This is a genomic window from Microlunatus panaciterrae (genome assembly GCF_016907535.1).
In the GTDB taxonomy this organism is placed as follows: Bacteria; Actinomycetota; Actinomycetes; order Propionibacteriales; family Propionibacteriaceae; genus Microlunatus; species Microlunatus panaciterrae.
In genome coordinates, this window is the sequence record NZ_JAFBCF010000001.1 from 2,642,635 (window position 1) to 2,659,163 (window position 16,529).

At 67.7% G+C, this 16,529-nt stretch carries 13 protein-coding genes; 5 read left to right on the plus strand and 8 right to left on the minus strand.

Annotation, left to right across the window (positions count from 1 at the left end):
• Positions 1-2: 2 nt before the first annotated feature.
• The 4 genes from JOE57_RS12045 to rfbA form a co-directional block, all read right to left on the minus strand.
• Positions 3-824 carry a response regulator transcription factor gene (locus tag JOE57_RS12045; protein WP_204918272.1) on the minus strand — a complete coding sequence of 274 codons (822 nt, stop codon included), beginning with the start codon at positions 822-824 and terminating at the stop codon, positions 3-5.
• A 43-nt stretch (positions 825-867) separates the two neighbouring features.
• Entirely contained in the window at positions 868-2,835 is a 1,968-nt protein-coding gene (locus JOE57_RS12050) for a M13-type metalloendopeptidase (protein ID WP_204918274.1), read from the minus strand.
• A gap of 99 nt (positions 2,836-2,934) precedes the next feature.
• Positions 2,935-4,266, minus strand: a complete 1,332-nt coding sequence (locus tag JOE57_RS12055) for a DUF4878 domain-containing protein (protein ID WP_204918276.1) — start codon at positions 4,264-4,266, stop codon at positions 2,935-2,937.
• Positions 4,267-4,379: 113 nt separating this feature from the next.
• Positions 4,380-5,261, minus strand: coding sequence for a glucose-1-phosphate thymidylyltransferase RfbA (rfbA, locus tag JOE57_RS12060; protein ID WP_204918278.1), 882 nt, complete (start codon positions 5,259-5,261; stop codon positions 4,380-4,382).
• A 100-nt stretch (positions 5,262-5,361) separates the two neighbouring features.
• Between rfbA and rfbB the strand changes: the two genes are divergently transcribed.
• The 5 genes from rfbB (at position 5,362) to JOE57_RS12085 (ending at position 11,926) form a co-directional block, all read left to right on the plus strand.
• Entirely contained in the window at positions 5,362-6,360 is a 999-nt protein-coding gene (gene rfbB / locus JOE57_RS12065; protein WP_204918279.1) for a dTDP-glucose 4,6-dehydratase, read from the plus strand.
• Between the two features lie 4 nt (positions 6,361-6,364).
• Positions 6,365-7,789: a sugar nucleotide-binding protein gene (locus tag JOE57_RS12070; protein WP_204918281.1), complete on the plus strand. Its 1,425-nt coding sequence runs from the start codon at positions 6,365-6,367 to the stop codon at positions 7,787-7,789.
• Between the two features lie 35 nt (positions 7,790-7,824).
• Positions 7,825-8,766 (plus strand): ATP-binding cassette domain-containing protein, encoded by a 942-nt coding sequence (locus tag JOE57_RS12075; RefSeq protein ID WP_204918283.1) that lies wholly within the window; start codon positions 7,825-7,827, stop codon positions 8,764-8,766.
• Positions 8,763-10,370 carry an ABC transporter permease gene (locus tag JOE57_RS12080; RefSeq protein WP_204918285.1) on the plus strand — a complete coding sequence of 536 codons (1,608 nt, stop codon included), beginning with the start codon at positions 8,763-8,765 and terminating at the stop codon, positions 10,368-10,370. The genes JOE57_RS12075 and JOE57_RS12080 overlap by 4 nt, the downstream gene beginning before the upstream one ends.
• A 539-nt stretch (positions 10,371-10,909) precedes the next feature.
• Positions 10,910-11,926, plus strand: coding sequence for an L-idonate 5-dehydrogenase (locus tag JOE57_RS12085; protein ID WP_204918287.1), 1,017 nt, complete (start codon positions 10,910-10,912; stop codon positions 11,924-11,926).
• Here JOE57_RS12085 and JOE57_RS12090 read toward each other — a convergent pair whose 3' ends face one another.
• The 4 genes from JOE57_RS12090 to JOE57_RS12105 all read right to left on the minus strand — a co-directional run bounded on the left by JOE57_RS12090 (position 11,927) and on the right by JOE57_RS12105 (position 16,511).
• Positions 11,927-12,394 (minus strand): DUF2127 domain-containing protein, encoded by a 468-nt coding sequence (locus JOE57_RS12090; RefSeq protein ID WP_204918289.1) that lies wholly within the window; start codon positions 12,392-12,394, stop codon positions 11,927-11,929.
• Between the two features lie 121 nt (positions 12,395-12,515).
• The gene (rarD, locus tag JOE57_RS12095; RefSeq protein WP_204918291.1) at positions 12,516-13,442 is read right to left on the minus strand and encodes an EamA family transporter RarD; all 927 of its coding nucleotides are present in this window, start codon (positions 13,440-13,442) and stop codon (positions 12,516-12,518) included.
• Positions 13,443-13,476: 34 nt separating this feature from the next.
• Positions 13,477-14,565: a 2-oxoacid:ferredoxin oxidoreductase subunit beta gene (locus JOE57_RS12100; RefSeq protein WP_420827674.1), complete on the minus strand. Its 1,089-nt coding sequence runs from the start codon at positions 14,563-14,565 to the stop codon at positions 13,477-13,479.
• On the minus strand, positions 14,562-16,511 hold the full coding sequence (locus JOE57_RS12105; RefSeq protein ID WP_204918293.1) for a 2-oxoacid:acceptor oxidoreductase subunit alpha: 1,950 nt from the start codon (positions 16,509-16,511) through the stop codon (positions 14,562-14,564). Before JOE57_RS12105 ends, JOE57_RS12100 begins: the two co-directional genes overlap by 4 nt.
• Between the last annotated feature and the right edge of the window lie 18 nt (positions 16,512-16,529).

The following is a 16,529-nucleotide window of genomic DNA, read 5'->3' on the forward strand; positions in this document are numbered from 1 at the left end:
GGCTAGCGCCGGTCCCGGCGCTCGGCCAACCGGTAGCCGACGCCGCGGACGGTCTCGATGAACCGCGGCGCGGCGACCCGGTCGTTGAGCTTGCGGCGCAGGTTGGCGATGTGCACCTCGAGTGCCCGCCGGTCGGCGTCGGCGACGTAGCCGCCGGTCACCTCGTCACCACGCACCAGCAGCACCAGGTCGTCCTTGGCGATCACCCGGCGCTGGCGTTCCATGATGGCCCGCAGGACGTCGAACTCGCTTCGGGTCAGCTCCACCGGTGTGCCGTCGAGCTGGCAGAGCCGCATCTCCGGGTTGATGCTCAATCCGTTGTGCATCAGCCACTCGCCGGGCTCCGCCGGCTCGGCCGGCGGTTCTACGGTCGACGCGGCCGGCAGCGACGCGACCCGGTCGGCGTCACCGTTGCCGGTTGCCGGAGCCGGGCTGCTGGCCTCGTTCAGCCGGGTCCGGCGCAGCATCGCCTCGATCCGGGCCCTCAGCTCACGGTGCCGGAAGGGCTTGGTCAGGTAGTCGTCAGCACCGGCGTCCAGACCCATCAGGGTGTCGATCTCGTCCAGCCGGGCGGTGAGCATGATGATGTACGTCGAACTGAACCGGCGGATCCGTCGGGCCACCTCGAACCCGTCGATGCTCGGCAGGTTGATGTCCAGAGTGGTCAGGATGGGCGAGTGCTGGCGGATGGCGGCGACGCCCTCCATCCCGTCGGAGAACGCGTGGGTCGTGAAGCCCGCCTGTTCCAGCACGGCCTCCAGCAGGTTGCGGATGTCGTCATCGTCCTCGATGACCACCGCAACTCGGTCGGTGCCGTCTGTCATGCGACTAAGTTAGCCGACGCGTCGTCGGTTCGCAGACCGAAGGTCACCAGATCTTCACCCGTTGATCTTCGTCGAGCCAGAGACCGTCGTCGGGAGTGACGTCGAAGGCTGCATAGAACTCGGCCACGTTGCGGACCACCTGGTTGCAGCGGAACTCGTTGGGCGAGTGCGGATCGGTGGCAAGCCGCTGCTTGACCATCTCGTCGCGGGCCTTCTGCTGCCAGACCGCGCCCCAGCTGAGGAACAGCCGCTGGACATCGGTGTAGCCATCGATCGGCTCAGGTGTCGCACCGTCAAGCGACAGCTGGTAGGCCTTGTACGCGATGGAGATCCCGCCGAGGTCACCGATGTTCTCGCCGATGGTGAGTTCACCGTTGACCTTGTGACCCGGGGTCTGGGCCGGCTCCAGCGCGCTGTACTGAGCGATCAGCGATCCGGTCCGCTCCTCGAACGCCTCGCGGTCCTTCTCGGTCCACCAGTCCAGCAGTCGTCCATCACCGTCGCAGGTCGAGCCCTGGTCGTCGAAGCCGTGGCCGATCTCGTGTCCGATCACCGCGCCGATGCCGCCGTAGTTGACCGCGTCGTCGGCGTGCTCGTTGAAGAACGGCGGCTGCAGGATCGCCGCCGGGAAGACGATCTCGTTGCGCAGCGGGTGGTAGTAGGCGTTGACCGTCTGCGGCGTCATCAGCCACTCGTCACGGTCCACCGGCGCACCGATCTTGGCCAGTGACCGGTTGAACTCGAAGTCGTGGGCCCTGATCACGTTGCCGATCACGTCGTCGGCCTTGATCTCCAGCGCGGAGTAGTCACGCCACTTGACCGGGAAGCCGATCTTCGGGATGAACTTGGACAGCTTGTCGAGCGCTCTGGTCTTGGTCTCGTCGGTCATCCAGTCCAGGTCGTTGATCGAGCGTCGGTAAGCCTCGATCAGGTTGGCGACCAGCTCGTCCATCCGCTCCTTGGCGACGGGGGAGAAGTGACGTTCGACGTAGATCCGGCCGACCGCCTCGCCGAGCGCACCCTCGACCAGCTCGACGCCACGCTTCCACCGCTCCTTCAGCACCGGCGTACCGGACAGCACGGTGCCGTAGAAGTGGAACCGCTCGGCGACGAAGGCGCTGGACAGGTATGGCGACATGGACGAGATCAGCCGCCAGCTCGCCCAGGCCTTCCAGTCGGGCAGCCGGTCGGCAGTGATCAACTCGGCCACCTGGGCGAAGAAGGACGGCTGGCCGTTGACACACTCCGCCACCTTGTCCTCACCGATCTCGGCCCCCTCGAGGAAGGCCCGCCAGTGCAGAGCAGGCGCTGCCTGCTCGAACTCCTCCAGAGTCATCAGGTTGTACATCTGCCGCAGGTCCCGGGTCCGGACCTTGTCCCAGTGCGTCTTGGCAATGGCCGTCTCCAAGCCGAAGACCCGCTCGGCCCACCCCCCGGCGTCCTCGACTCCGGCCAGCTCGAGCGACCTGGCGATGTGCTCCTGATACTGGGTCCGGATCTCGGCATAGCTGTCGAGCCGGTAGTACTCCTCGTCCGGCAGCCCGAGCCCGGACTGCATGACGAACATCAGGTAGCGCGTCGGGTCGCCCGGATCGGTCTCGACGTCGAAGTCGAACAATCCCGGCACCGCGCGGCGGGAGAAGGCCCCCATCAACCGCATCAGCTCCTCCGGCGTCTCGACGCCATCGATCCGGCGCAGCGGTCCCGCGAGTGGACTCGCCCCGGCCGCCTCGATCGTCTCGGCAGCCATGAAGCTTGCGTAGAGGTCGGCGATCTTCGCGTCGTCGGTCCCCGGCTCCGGTGCATCCATGCCGGTGATGATGTCCCTGACGGCAGCCTCGGCCTGGTCGCGCAGGACCATGAAAGCGCCGGTCAGGGGCTTGTCGTCGGGGATCTCTGCGGTCTTCAGCCAGCTGCCGTTGACGTGCCGGAACAGGTCGTCCTGCACCCGGACGCCCTGGTCGAATGCGGCGAAGTCGAAGGCTGGCTGGGGCGCTGGGGATTCGGTCACGGTGTCGATGCTACCCAGGTCGGGGAAAGCGGTCAGAGCCGCCCGAACGCACCGATGCCCCGGCCTGCAGGCCGGAGCATCGGTGGGATGGGCGGGATGTCAGCGGGTCCAGGTGACCTTGAGCGGTTCGGACGCCAGATCTGCGGAGACATCCGCGAAGCGCAGCCGGCTGTCCTGGCTGAAGGTCATCGGCTTGCCGTTGCTGGTGCCCTTGGCATCGAAGGACATCTTGAACGTGACCGACGCCTTCGCCGTCGACTTGGCCTCGTAGTCGAGCCTGGGCTTGAAGTCCGAGCCGAACGGGTCGTCCTCCAACGTCCACTTGATCGTCTTGGTGTCGACCTTCTGCTGACTGGTCGGCTTGGCTGCGAACGGGCAGCCGGTGGGGGCGAGCTTCTTCTGCTTCACGCAGGCCGTCATCGAGTCCTTGGCGGCCTTCTTGAAGGCGCTGAAACCGGCCTCGGTGATGGACGCCTTGATGTCGGAGGTGTTCGGGTAGTCCGACGGGCTGGTCACCAGCAGGACGTTCGAGCTGCCGTAGTCGATGAACTTCGATCCGGTGGTGAACTCGTACGATCCGGGAAGCAGCTTCACCTTGTCGGTCTTCACCTCGACGCCATTGATGATCATCGGCAGGCTCTTGTCCCGGGTGTAGCTCAGGTCGAGTTCGGCGAAGGCCTCCTTGACCTTCCACTTGCCGTCGAACTTGTCGACGTAGAACGACTCGGTGACCGACTCCTCGCCCATCTTGTAGGTGGCGTCGACGCTGTAGGCGTTGTCGTCGGCGACCTCGGGGACGTTGATCGCGGTGATCGGAGCCCGGCCGTTGGAGGCCTGCAGCACCTCGTTGGTCAGGAACGTCTTGTCGGCCGGCTGGTCCTCGCTCAGGTCGAGAGCAGCCTGCGCATTGCTCGCAGCGAGTGCCTCGAGGTAGGACTTGACCGCATCGGAGGCCTTGGTGGCGGGCGGGGCGGAGGTCCTCGTACCGGTTCCGCCGGTGTCGGTCTTGTTACCGCCGCTGAGCAGGATCGCCCCACCGGCCACGCCGAGCACGATCAGCGCCAGTACGGCAGCTCCGACGATGAGGAAGATCTTGTTGTTGTTCTTCTTCGGGCCGCCGGGACCGACCGGCCCACCCGGACCGCCGAACTGGCCAGGGCCCTGGGGACCACCAGGCTGACCCGGACCGTAGACGCCGGGCGCGCTTCCGGGGCTGCCGGGCCCGCCATAGCCCGGACCACCCTGCGGGGGCATACCCTGGCCGGGTACACCCTGGCCGGGGACGCCGTACGGCGGCTGCGGTCCACCGGGTCCTGCGCCGTAGCCGGGGCCACTGGGCTGGCCGAATCCTGGACCCTGGGGCTGCTGCCCCTGGCCGTAAGGGCCGGGCTGGGGGCCCTGCGGTGGCCCAGGTGGGTAGTTTCCGCTCATGTCTCACTCCGTCGCATCAAGGGTCATCGAGGGGATGATGCCGCGCCTCAGGATAGCGAGAAGTGGGTTCATCGTCAGATCGAGTGATCATGGTCGGCCGACGCCGACCATGATCACGGCACCATGTTGCGTTGCCGGTTCAAGATATCGAGGAGATAGCTGCCATAGCCGGACTTGGCCAGCGCCAGCGCACGCTGCTCCAACTCGTCATCGGTGAGGAATCCCTGCCGCCAGGCGGCCTCCTCCGGTGCGCCGACCTTGAGGCCCTGCCTGGCCTCGAGGGTTCGGACGAAGTTGTTCGCATCGTTGAGGGACTCGAAGGTCCCGGTGTCGAGCCAGGCGGTACCGCGAGGCAGCACGCCGACCTGCAGGCTGCCGGCGGCGAGGTAGGCGCGGTTGACGTCGGTGATCTCGTATTCCCCGCGCGCCGAGGGCTTGAGCTCGCGGGCGATCTTGATCACCTCGTTGTCGTAGAAGTAGAGGCCCGGGACCGCATAGTTCGACTTGGGGATCGCCGGCTTCTCCTCCAGCGAGATCGCCCGACCCTCCCGGTCGAACTCGACCACGCCGTAGGCCTGCGGGTCCGCCACCCAGTAGGCGAACACCGCGCCGCCGTCGACGTCCTGGAAGCGCCGCAACTGGGTACCCAGGCCGGGCCCATAGAAGATGTTGTCGCCCAGCACCAGCGCGACCTTGTCGTCGCCGATGAAGTCTGCACCGATCACGAACGCCTGGGCGAGGCCGTTGGGCACCTCCTGGGTGGCGTAGCTGATGGCGATGCCGAACTGCGACCCGTCACCCAGCAGCCGCCGGAAACCCTCGGCGTCGTGCGGCGTGGTGATCACGAGGATGTCCCGGATGCCGGCGAAGATCAGGGTCGACAACGGGTAGTAGATCATCGGTTTGTCGTAGACCGGCACCAGCTGCTTGCTGATCCCGAGGGTGACCGGGTGAAGCCTGGTCCCGGACCCGCCGGCCAAGATGATCCCGCGCATCGTCACGTCTCCTCGCTTGCTGTGGCCGGTCCGGACGACGTCCGGCTGAGCTGTCTGCGATGGTACCGGGCTCAGCCGCGTTGCGATTAGGATGCGCCCTATGTCTGATTATCTGGTGACCGGCGGGGCGGGTTTCATTGGGTCGAACTTCGTCCGGCACCTGCTGGACCACACCAATGCGACGATCACCGTGCTGGACAAGCTCACCTACGCCGGTGACCGCCAGTCGCTGGCGGGTCTGCCGGCCGATCGGGTCACCCTCGTCGAGGGCGACATCTGCGAACCGGCGCTGGTGGACAAGTTGGTGGCCGATCACGGTCGGGTGGTGCACTTCGCAGCCGAGTCGCACAATGACAACTCGCTCAGTGACCCCTCGCCGTTCGTGCAGACCAACCTGATCGGCACCTACACGCTGCTCGAGGCCGTCCGGCATCACGACGTGCGCTACCACCACATCTCGACCGACGAGGTGTACGGGGACCTCGAGCTCGACGACCCGCAGCGGTTCACCGAACGTACGCCGTACAACCCGTCCAGCCCGTACTCGTCGACGAAGGCCGGATCGGACCTGTTGGTGCGGGCCTGGGTGCGATCCTTCGGCGTCCGCGCGACCATCAGCAACTGTTCCAACAACTACGGTCCGTTCCAGCACGTCGAGAAGTTCATCCCCAGACAGATCACCAATGTGATCGACGGGGTCACACCGAAGCTCTACGGTGCCGGCCAGAATGTGCGCGACTGGATCCACGCCGATGATCACAGCTCTGCGGTCCTGCGGATCGTCGAGGAGGGCGTCATCGGGGAGACGTACCTGATCGGCGCCGATGGCGAGAAGACCAACAAATCGGTGATCGAGACCATCCTGCGGCTGATGGGCCAGCCGTCCGACGCCTACGAGCACGTCAACGACCGGGCCGGCCACGACCTGCGCTACGCGATCGACTGGAGCAAGCTGCGACGGGAGCTCGGCTGGACGCCCCGCTATGTCGACTTCGAGTCCGGACTGCTGCAGACCATCCAGTGGTACCGCGACAACGAGGCATGGTGGCGACCCCAGAAGGCCGCCACCGAGGCCAAGTACCAGCAGAAGGGGATGTAGCAGCGTGGCCGAGGCCGTCGTCAGCCGGACGCCCATCCCCGGCCTGCTGGTCGTCGATCTTCCGGTGCACCGCGACAACCGTGGCTGGTTCAAGGAGAACTGGCAGCGGGCCAAGATGGTCGCGTCCGGACTGCCCGACTTCCAACCGGTGCAGAACAACGTGTCTTTCAACGAGCGGGCTGGCGCCACCCGCGGCATCCACGCCGAGCCGTGGGACAAGTACGTCTCCGTGGCCACCGGGAGGGTCTTCGGGGCCTGGGTCGACCTGCGGCAGGGCCCCACCTTCGGTGCGGTGTTCAGCACCGAGCTGGGACCCGACAAGGCCGTCTTCGTCCCGCGCGGAGTCGGCAACGCGTTCCAGACGCTGACCGACGCCACCGCCTACTCCTATCTCGTCAACGAGCACTGGAGCGCCGAAGCGAAGAGCTCCTATGCCTTCGTCAATCTCGCCGACCCGCAGCTCGGCATCAGCTGGCCGATCGCCCTGGACCAGGCGGAGCTGTCCGAGGCCGACCAGAACCATCCGCAGCTGTCCGCGGTGCGGCCGGTGGCTGCCAGGCGGACGCTGATCCTGGGCGCCAACGGGCAGGTGGGGACCGCCTTGCGGGCGCTGCTCCCCGATGCCGACAGTGCCGACCGCAGCGCGGTGGACCTGACGCGGCTCGAGACCCTGGACAAGATCAACTGGGCCGACTACGACACGGTGGTCAACGCCGCCGCCTACACGGCGGTCGACGTGGCAGAGACACCTCAGGGACGCCGCGACGCCTGGGCGGTCAATGTCACCGCCGTCGGCCGGCTGGCTGAGATCGCCCGTCGGCACAGACTGCTGCTGGTCCACCTCTCGTCCGACTACGTCTTCGACGGTGAGCAGGAGCTGCACACCGAGGACGAGGCACCCTCCCCGTTGGGGGTCTACGGACAGACCAAGGCAGCCGGCGACGCGCTCGTTGCGGCTCTGCCGCAGCACTACATCCTCCGCACCAGCTGGGTGGTCGGGGACGGCCGGAACTTCGTCCGCACTATGGCCGACCTGGCCGCCAGGGGCGTGCGCCCTGCGGTGATCGACGACCAGCTGGGCCGGCTGACGTTCGCCGACGACATCGCCCGCGGGGTGGCGCACCTGTTGAGGAACCGTCCCGCGACCGGGACCTACAACCTCACCTCGGCTGGCCGGTCGATGTCCTGGGCCGACATCGCCGAGCTGGTCTATCGGCATCGGGGGCGGTCGGAAGCCGACGTGCAGCGCGTGTCGACCGAGACCTATGGCGAGGGCAGGCAGCTGGCGCCACGGCCGCGGCACAGCGTGCTGGACCTGGCCAAGATCATCGAAGTCGGATTCAAACCCGCCGACGGCGAGTCGGCGCTGCAGACCTATCTGGACTCGTTGCCGACGACGTCAGAGACGAAGGACGGCTCGAAGAACTAGGTTCGCGCGGCTGTCAGCGGAGTAGCGTGCTGCCTGTGAGCCCATCGATCGATGTCTCCGCTCTGGTCAAGACCTTCGGCCGGATCCGCGCCCTCGACGGTCTCGATCTTCAGGTCGAGACCGGTGAGGTTCACGGCTTCCTCGGTCCCAACGGTTCGGGAAAGTCCACCACGATCAGGATTCTGCTCGGACTGCTCAGAGCCGACTCCGGTTCGGCCACCGTACTGGGAGGGGACCCCTGGGTCGATGCGGTCGAGCTGCACCGTCGGCTGGCTTACGTCCCGGGCGAGGTTAACCTCTGGCCGAACCTCTCCGGCGGCGAGGTGATCGATCTGATGGGCCGGTTGCGCGGCGGTCTCAACCGTGGTCGCCGGGACGAGCTGCTGCAGCGATTTGATCTTGACCCGGCCAAGAAGGGGCGGACCTACTCGAAGGGCAACCGGCAGAAGGTGGCGCTGGTTGCAGCCCTTGCCTCGGATGCGGAGCTGCTGGTCCTGGACGAGCCCACGGCAGGGCTCGACCCGCTGATGGAGGCGGTGTTCACCGAGTGCATCAATGAGCTCAAGGACGACGGTCGCACAGTGCTGCTGTCCAGCCACATCCTGGCCGAGGTGGAGGCGCTCTGCGACCGGGTGAGCATCATCCGGGCCGGCAGGACCGTCGAGTCGGGCACGCTCGCTGATCTTCGGCACCTCACCCGGACCTCGATCGAGGCCGAGACTGGTAGGACGGCAACCGGCCTCGAGTCCCTCGACGGCGTCTACGACCTGTCGGTGGAGGGCCACCGGGTGCGGTTCGAGGTGGACACCGACAAGCTGGACTCCGCCCTGCGTGCACTGGGCGCGTTCGGCATCCGGACCCTCCGGAGCCAGCCTCCGACGTTGGAGGAGCTGTTCCTCCGCCATTACGGCGACCAGCTGCTCGCACCGGAACCGTCCGAGGACGACTACCGGCCACGCCATGCCCGGGTCGAATGATGGCCCCGTCCGGTCTGGGTGCACTGTCCGGCCTCCCCGCACTGGTCCGGCTGAACCTCCGCCGGGATCGGGTGATGCTGCCGATCTGGCTGGCCAGCACGGCCGCGCTCGCTGCCATCGGTCCACGTAGCGCCCAGACCCTGCTGCCGACCCAGGCAGACTATGACGCCTTCGCCGCGACCGCGCAGGGCAATGCCGCCTTCACCGTCATGCTGGGCCAGCCGCTGCAGGTGAACACCCCGGGCGGGTTCATCTCCTACCGGGTCGGCATCTTCCTGGCGGTGCTGGTGTGTTTCATGAACATCACCGTGGTCAACCGGCACACCCGTGCCGACGAGGAGGCGGGTCGCACCGAGCTGACGCGATCCGGGGTGGTCGGGCGCAACGCACCGCTGACTGCGGCACTGGGGGTCGCCCTGCTCGCCGACCTGGTCGTCCTGCTGGTCGTGCCCGCCGTCCTGATCGCCAACGGACTGCCGACCGTCGGCTCGATCGCGCTCGGGGTGTCGAGCGCCGTCGCCGGCCTGGTGTTCGCCGGGATCGCCTCGGTCGCGGCACAGCTGAACGCCTTCGCGCGCGGAGCCTACGGGCTCTCGGCCGCGCTGATCGGTGTCTCCTACCTGGTGCGCGGGGTGGGCGACTCGGCTGCGCCCGCCCTCTCCTGGTTCTCACCGTTGGGCTGGTTCAAGGCGGTCCGTCCGTTCGCGGGCGAACGATGGTGGGTGTTGCTGGTCTCGTTGGCCTTTGCTGCGGCGATGGTCTGGCTCGGCTATCTGCTGGCTGGCCGTCGAGACCTGGGCGCCGGCGCGCTCCAACCACGCGCGGGCAGGCTCTCGGCAGCGCCGTCGCTGTCCTCCTCGTTCGCACTGGCCGTACGGCTGCAGCGCGGCACCTTCGTCGGCTGGCTGGTGGGGATGCTCGTCCTCGGGGTGACCTACGGCTCGGTGGCGAAGAGCGTGACCGACCTGTTCGATGAGAACCCCGCCCTGCGGCGCTATCTCGAGATCGCCGGCGGCGGCGACCCGGTGCAGGCGTTCATCGCTGCCGCGGCGTTGATCATGGCGTTGATCGGATCCGGCTTCGCTTTGCAGACGAGCCTGCGCGCCCACGGCGAGGAGGGTGCGGGTCGGGTCGAGCCCTTGCTCGGCGCGGCAGTGTCGAAGGTCGGGTGGCTGGGAAGCTATGTGATCATCGCCGTCGTCGGCACCATCGTGATGCTCGTCGCGGCCGGCTTCGGATTCGGGCTGGTGCACGGGATTCGCAGCGGCGACCTGGGACAGGTCGGAGTCGTCATCGCCGCCATGCTGGTGTACGCCCCTGCAGTGTGGGTGCTGATCGGAGCCGCCCTGATGCTGGTCGGCCTATGGCCGGCGGGGACTCCCGCGGTCTGGGGACTGCTCGCCGCCTGTCTGGTGCTGACGTTCTTCGGCTCGGCTCTCGATCTGCCTCAGTGGCTGATCGACCTCTCCCCGTTCGCCCATGTTCCGGGGCTGCCCTCGGCCGAGATGGCGTGGCCACCACTGCTCTGGCTGACCTTGATCGCCGCAGCCCTGATCGGTGTGGGTCTGGTCGGCTTCCGCCGCAGGGACCTGCAGACCCCCTGACGAGCGACATCGAGCCGGTGTCGGCGACACCGAGAAACAGTTCCGGGGAAAACTGAGCGGATCTTCACCTGACCCTCACTGCCGGCTGGAGTTGGGCAAAGGTCGGCCGGTCATTGTTGGTGTTGTCGGATCGGGGGGTTCGCACAGCCGCTTCGGACCAGGGTTCGGAGCAGGCACGAGGTCCGCGCGGTTGAGGTCATCGGTTCAGTACAGGGGGAGGACCGGCCACCTCAGCCGCGCGGGTCTCGGATCACCACAGGGTGGTCCGGGCTGGAGGCTGGTGGGGGCGATGTCGCAGGGCGCTCCCACCAGCCCCCAACGCGCGGCGTTGCTTGATGGCGGTGGCGTGGCCTGACCTTGTCGAAGGGCTCTGGTGTGGCCCTTCGACAGGCTCAGGGCACGTGGACCGCCGGCTCAGGGCACGTGGATTCCGGCTCAGGGCACGCGGACCGCCGGCTCAGGGCACGTCCTTCGACCGGCACGGCGGCGCTCTAGGCTGTGGGGGCAACTGAAGCCCCACACAGTGTCGGAGGATCTGGATGAAAGCGGTGGTCGCACACGGGCCGATGGACCTGCGGGTCGACGACCTGCCCGAACCGTCGCCTGCCCACGGTGAGGCGCTGGTCCGGATCGAGTATGGCGGGATCTGCGGGTCTGACCTCGGCTATTGGCGCAAGGGGCAGTCCGGGACCGCGATTCTGAGGCACCCGATGGTGCTGGGCCACGAGGTCGCCGGGGTGGTGGTCGCGCTCGGTGACGGAGTGTCCGACGTGAGCGAGGGCCAGCCGGTCGCCATCCACCCGGCTACGGTGTGCGGTCGATGCACCCTCTGCCGAGAGGGCCGCTCCAACCTCTGCCCGACTGTGCGCTACCTCGGCTCAGCCGCCTTCGACCCGCACTGGGACGGCGCCTTCTGTGTGCTCAAGGCCGTCCCGGCCGCTCAGCTGCGACCACTGCCCGAGGGTGTCGGGACCCGCCGCGGCGCGGTCGCCGAGCCCTTGGGTGTCGCCCTGCACGCGGTACGGCGAGCCGGCGACCTGACCGGAAGGACGGTGCTGGTCAACGGCTGCGGCCCGATCGGCGCCCTGGTCGTGACGGCGGCCAGGCGCGCCGGTGCGGTGAGGGTGGTCGTGGCGGACCTGTCGCCGCAGTCCCTGGCGATCGGGACCGAGCTCGGCGCCGACGACGTGGTCGAGGTGGCGGCAGGCCAGCCGTTGCCGGCCGACGTCGATGTCGCCTTCGAGGCCTCGGGTGCGCCCGGTGCGCTCGGGGGCGTGATCGCGGCTGTGGTGCGCGGCGGTGTCCTGGTGCAGGTCGGCAGCCTGCCCGCCGGCCCGGCGGAGCTGGCGCTCGGCGCTCTGGTCAGCAGGGAGATCGACTACCGCGGCGCCTACCGGTTCGTGGACGAGATCACCGAGGCCGTCGCTGCGCTGGCCTCCGGTCTCGACGTCGACCCACTGATCACGCACACCTTCGACGCGACGGACGTCGTTAGGGCGTTCGGCACCGCCGCCGACCGCAGCACCGGCAGCAGCAAGGTGCTGCTGCGGTGGTGATCAACCGCGGTGCTGGTCGCTCGAGGTCCGGGCAGCGCGATGCTCACGCTGTTTGCGGTACTCGCGCCAGGTGAGGGCGACGATCGCCAGGTCGAAGACCGTCAGGATGATCATCGCCGGCCCGGGGGCGAGGACGATCCGGTAGGCCTGGTAGCCGATGAAGATGATCAGCACGCCGATCATCCAGGGATAGGCCCACAGCCGGTTCTGTAGCAGGGCGACCACCAGCACGATCTTGACGATGCCGTGCGCCAGCAGATAGATCGACCCGAAGACGAGGCCATTGCCGGTAATACCGTCGGCCGTCTGCAGGATGTGCCTGGCGACGAAGTCGTGCGGGTCCTCGGAGAGCTCGGCCTGGGTCATCAGCACCACCAGCCGGTGCAGCCGGTCCGGGGTCACGAACAGCAGCAGCAGGCCGCCGATCGTCTCTGCCAGGCCGTTCAGCCCCTTGAGGATGATGCCCACCTCGAACAGGCGGTCCAGCGAGTCCTGTGGCTTGAACAGGGTGCCACCCCATCTCTCGTGGTTGCAGCGGCCGGTCGGAATGATCAGAGCCCAACCTACGCCGGGCCCGCGGAGATGCCGCTCAGACCGGTTCGGGTACGACGTCGCGGGCCTTGCGGTTGGCGTTCGCCCTGGCGAACACCGAGGCGGTCAGCACCGCCAGGGCGACCCACACCAGTCCGAAACCGACCCACCGTCCGGTCGACATCGACTCGTGGAACAGCAGCACACCGAGCAGGAACTGGAAGGTCGGCGTCATGTACTGCAGCAGACCGATCGTGCTCAGCGGCACCCGGGTCGCCGCTGCCGCGAAGAACAGCAGTGGCACCACCGTCACCAGCCCACCGGAGACCAGCAGCAGGCTGTGGGCCCAACCGAGATGGCCGAACGTGAGGCGGCCGACCAGCTGCAGGTGGATGAGGTAAGCCAGCGCCGGCAGCACCAGGAAGGCTGACTCGACCGTCAAGGTCTCGATCGCGCCGGCGTTGATCTGCTTCTTCAGTACTCCGTAGCTGGCGAAGCTGACCGCCAGGGCCAGCGCGATCCAGGGTGGGTGACCGTAGTCGATGGTCAGCACGACCACCGCCACGGCGGCGATACCGACAGCGACCCATTGCATCACGGGCATCCGCTCACCGAGGAAGATGACGCCGACCAGGATCGACAGCAACGGGTTGATGTAGTACCCGAGGGCGGTCTCGACGACGTGTCCGTTGTTCACGCCCCAGATGTAGACACCCCAGTTGACCGAGATCGCGGCCGCAGCCAGGCCGAGCAGAAGCAGGCTGCGGCGGCTGGCGAGCCGTCCGAACCAGCCACGCGGGAGGAAGACGAACGACAGGATGACCGCGACCAGCAGGGACCAGACGATCCGGTTCGCCAGGATCTCCAGCGCGCCGGCCCGCTTGACCAGAGGCCAGAACAGCGGCACCAGCCCCCAGATCCCATAGGCGCCGAGTCCGTAGAGCACGCCGCGGCGCACCCGGGGGTCGGGGTCATGGCCGGTCATGGTCGACGATCCTCCGGGCGCGCCGGCCCCGCGGTCAGCGCACAGTCCAGGTGTCGCCGCCGGCCACCATGCGCTGCAGGGCGTCGTCGTCGCCGCCCTGGGCCGACGCCAGCGCGACCTGTTCGCGAGCGAGGTCGTCGTAGGTGGGCAGCTCGACGCTGCGGAAGATCCCGATCGGGGTCCGGTTCAGCACACCGGAGTCGGTCAGCCTGGACAGCCCGAACGCGTACGACGGGTCACTGCGATGGGCATCGTGCACCACCAGCGACTCGACGCCGACAGCGGCGACCTCGACGACGCGGAACTCACCCGACACCGGGTCGCGGGTCACTCCCAGCCGGCCGTCGTTGCCGAAGACGATCGGCTCGCCGTGACGGAGCGGGATGATCGCGTCCGCCGAGGTGTCGTTGTCCTTGAGGGCGTCAAAGGCGCCGTCGTTGAAGATCGGGCAGTTCTGGTAGATCTCCACGAACGACGTGCCGCGGTGCGCCGCGGCCGCCCGGAGCACCTCGGTCAGGTGCTTGCGGTCGGAGTCGATGGTCCGGGCCACGAAGGTGCCCTCGGCGCCGAGCGCCAGCGACACCGGGTTGAACGGGTTGTCCAGCGAGCCCATCGGCGTGGACTTGGTCACCTTCCCCAGCTCGGAGGTGGGGGAGTACTGGCCCTTCGTCAGACCGTAGATGCGGTTGTTGAACAGCAGGATCGTCATATTCACGTTGCGGCGCAGCGCGTGGATGAGGTGGTTGCCGCCGATCGACAGCGCGTCGCCGTCGCCGGTCACCACCCAGACGCCCACATCCGGACGGCTGGTGGCGACACCGGTGGCGATCGCCGGCGCCCGACCATGGATCGAGTGCATGCCGTAGGAGTCGACGTAGTAGGGGAAGCGTGATGAGCAGCCGATGCCCGACACGATCACCGTGTTCTCCTTGGTGATCCCCAGCTCCGGCATGAACCCCTGGAACGCCGCCAGCACCGCGTAGTCACCGCAGCCGGGACACCAGCGCACCTCCTGGTCGGAGGTGAAGTCCTTGCGGTTCAGCGGCTCGAGCGACAGCGGCACGCCGGCCAGACCCGGGTAGGTCACACCGTTCGGTGCGGGCTGCTTGGTGGGGGCGGTCACTGCGGTGCTCCTTGAAGGTCGTCGATCTCCCGTTCGAGATCGAGTGCGAGTTCGCTGAGGGAGATCGGCAGCCCGCGGACCCGCGAATAGCTGTGCACGTCCACGAGGTACTTCGCCCGCAGCATCATCGCCAGCTGGCCGAGGTTCATCTCGGGCACGATCACCCGGTCGTAGGACCGCAGCACCTCACCCAGGTTCGCCGGGAACGGGTTCAGATGCCGCAGATGGGTCATGGCGACCCTGCGGCCCGTCTTGCGGACCCGGCGGACTGCGGCGACGATCGGCCCGTAGGTCGATCCCCAGCCGAGCACCAGCACCCGCGCCCCCCGGCCGGCCGAACCGCTGCCGGCCGCACCGTTGACATCGGGGGTCGGGTCGTCGACGACCAGGTCGGGGATGTCGCGCACGATGCCGTCCACCTTCGCCTGCCGGGTGCGCACCATCTCGTCATGGTTGGCCGGGTCGTACGACACGGCGCCGGTGTCCTTGGCCTTCTCGATGCCACCGATCCGATGCTGCAGGCCGGGGGTACCCGGCTTCGCCCACGGGCGGGCCAGCGTCTCGGCGTCGCGCAGATACGGCAGGAAGGTCGGTTGGCCCTTCGCGTCGGTGCTGTTCGTCTCGGTGGCGAAACCGGGGTCGATCGGCGGGATCAGCGAGAGGTCCGGCACCTGCCACGGCTCAGCACCGTTGGCGATGTAACCGTCGGACAGCACGATGACCGGCGTACGGTACTTGACCGCGATCCGGGTCGCCTCGATCGCGGTGTCGAAGCAGTCGGCCGGCGACTGGGCGGCGAGCACCGGCACCGGGGCCTCCCCGTTGCGCCCGAACATCACCTGCAGCAGGTCGGCCTGCTCGGTCTTGGTGGGCATGCCGGTGCTGGGCCCGGCGCGCTGGATGTCGCAGACCACCAGCGGCAGCTCCGTCATGACTCCCAGTCCGATGGTCTCGGCCTTGAGCGCGATGCCGGGCCCGGACGTGGTGGTGACCCCCAGGTGGCCGGCGAAACTGGCGCCGAGGGCGGCCCCGACTCCGGCGATCTCGTCCTCGGCCTGGAAGGTGGTGACGCCGAAGCGCTTGTGCTTCGAGAGCTCGTGCAGCACATCGGAGGCGGGCGTGATCGGGTAGGCGCCGAGGAAGAGCGGCAGCCCGGCCTTCTTGGAAGCCGTGACCAGTCCGTACGCGAGCGCGAGGTTGCCCGAGATCTGCCGGTACTGCCCCGGCGGCATCGGTGCCGGCGCGACCTCGTAGGTGACGGCGAACACCTCGGTCGTCTCGCCGAACGCGTACCCGGTCTTGAAGGCGGTGATGTTGGCGTCGCGGATGGCGGGCTTGTTGGCGAACTTGCTGCTCAGGAAGCTGAGGGTGCCCTCGACCGGGCGGTGGTACAGCCAGGACAGCAGCCCGAGCGCGAACATGTTCTTCGACCGCGACGCGTCCTTGCGGGAGAGGTGGAAGTCCTTGACCGCAGCTACCGTCATCCCGGTCAGGTCCAGGGCGTGCAGTTGATAGTCCGCGAGGGAGTCGTCCTCGAGCGGGTTGGTGTCATAGCCCACCTTGGCCAGGTTGCGCTTGGTGAAGTCGGCGGTGTCGGCGATGATCACCCCACCCCGCGGCAGGTCGGCGATGTTGGCCTTCAACGCCGCAGGGTTCATCGCCACCAGGACGTCCGGCCGGTCACCGGGGGTCATGATGTCGTAGTTGGCGAAGTGCAGCTGGAAGCTGGACACCCCGGGGAGCGTCCCCTGCGGTGCCCGGATCTCTGCCGGGAAGTTGGGCAAGGTCGAGATGTCATTGCCGAAGACGGCCGAGTCGGCGGTGAACCGGTCACCGGTCAACTGCATGCCGTCGCCGGAGTCGCCTGCGAAACGGATGACTACTCGGTCGAGGGTGTGAACCTGTTTCACCCGCGTCTGCCTTCTTCCTGAGTGCGGTCGTGACATTCCCTGGGATGGCTGGTT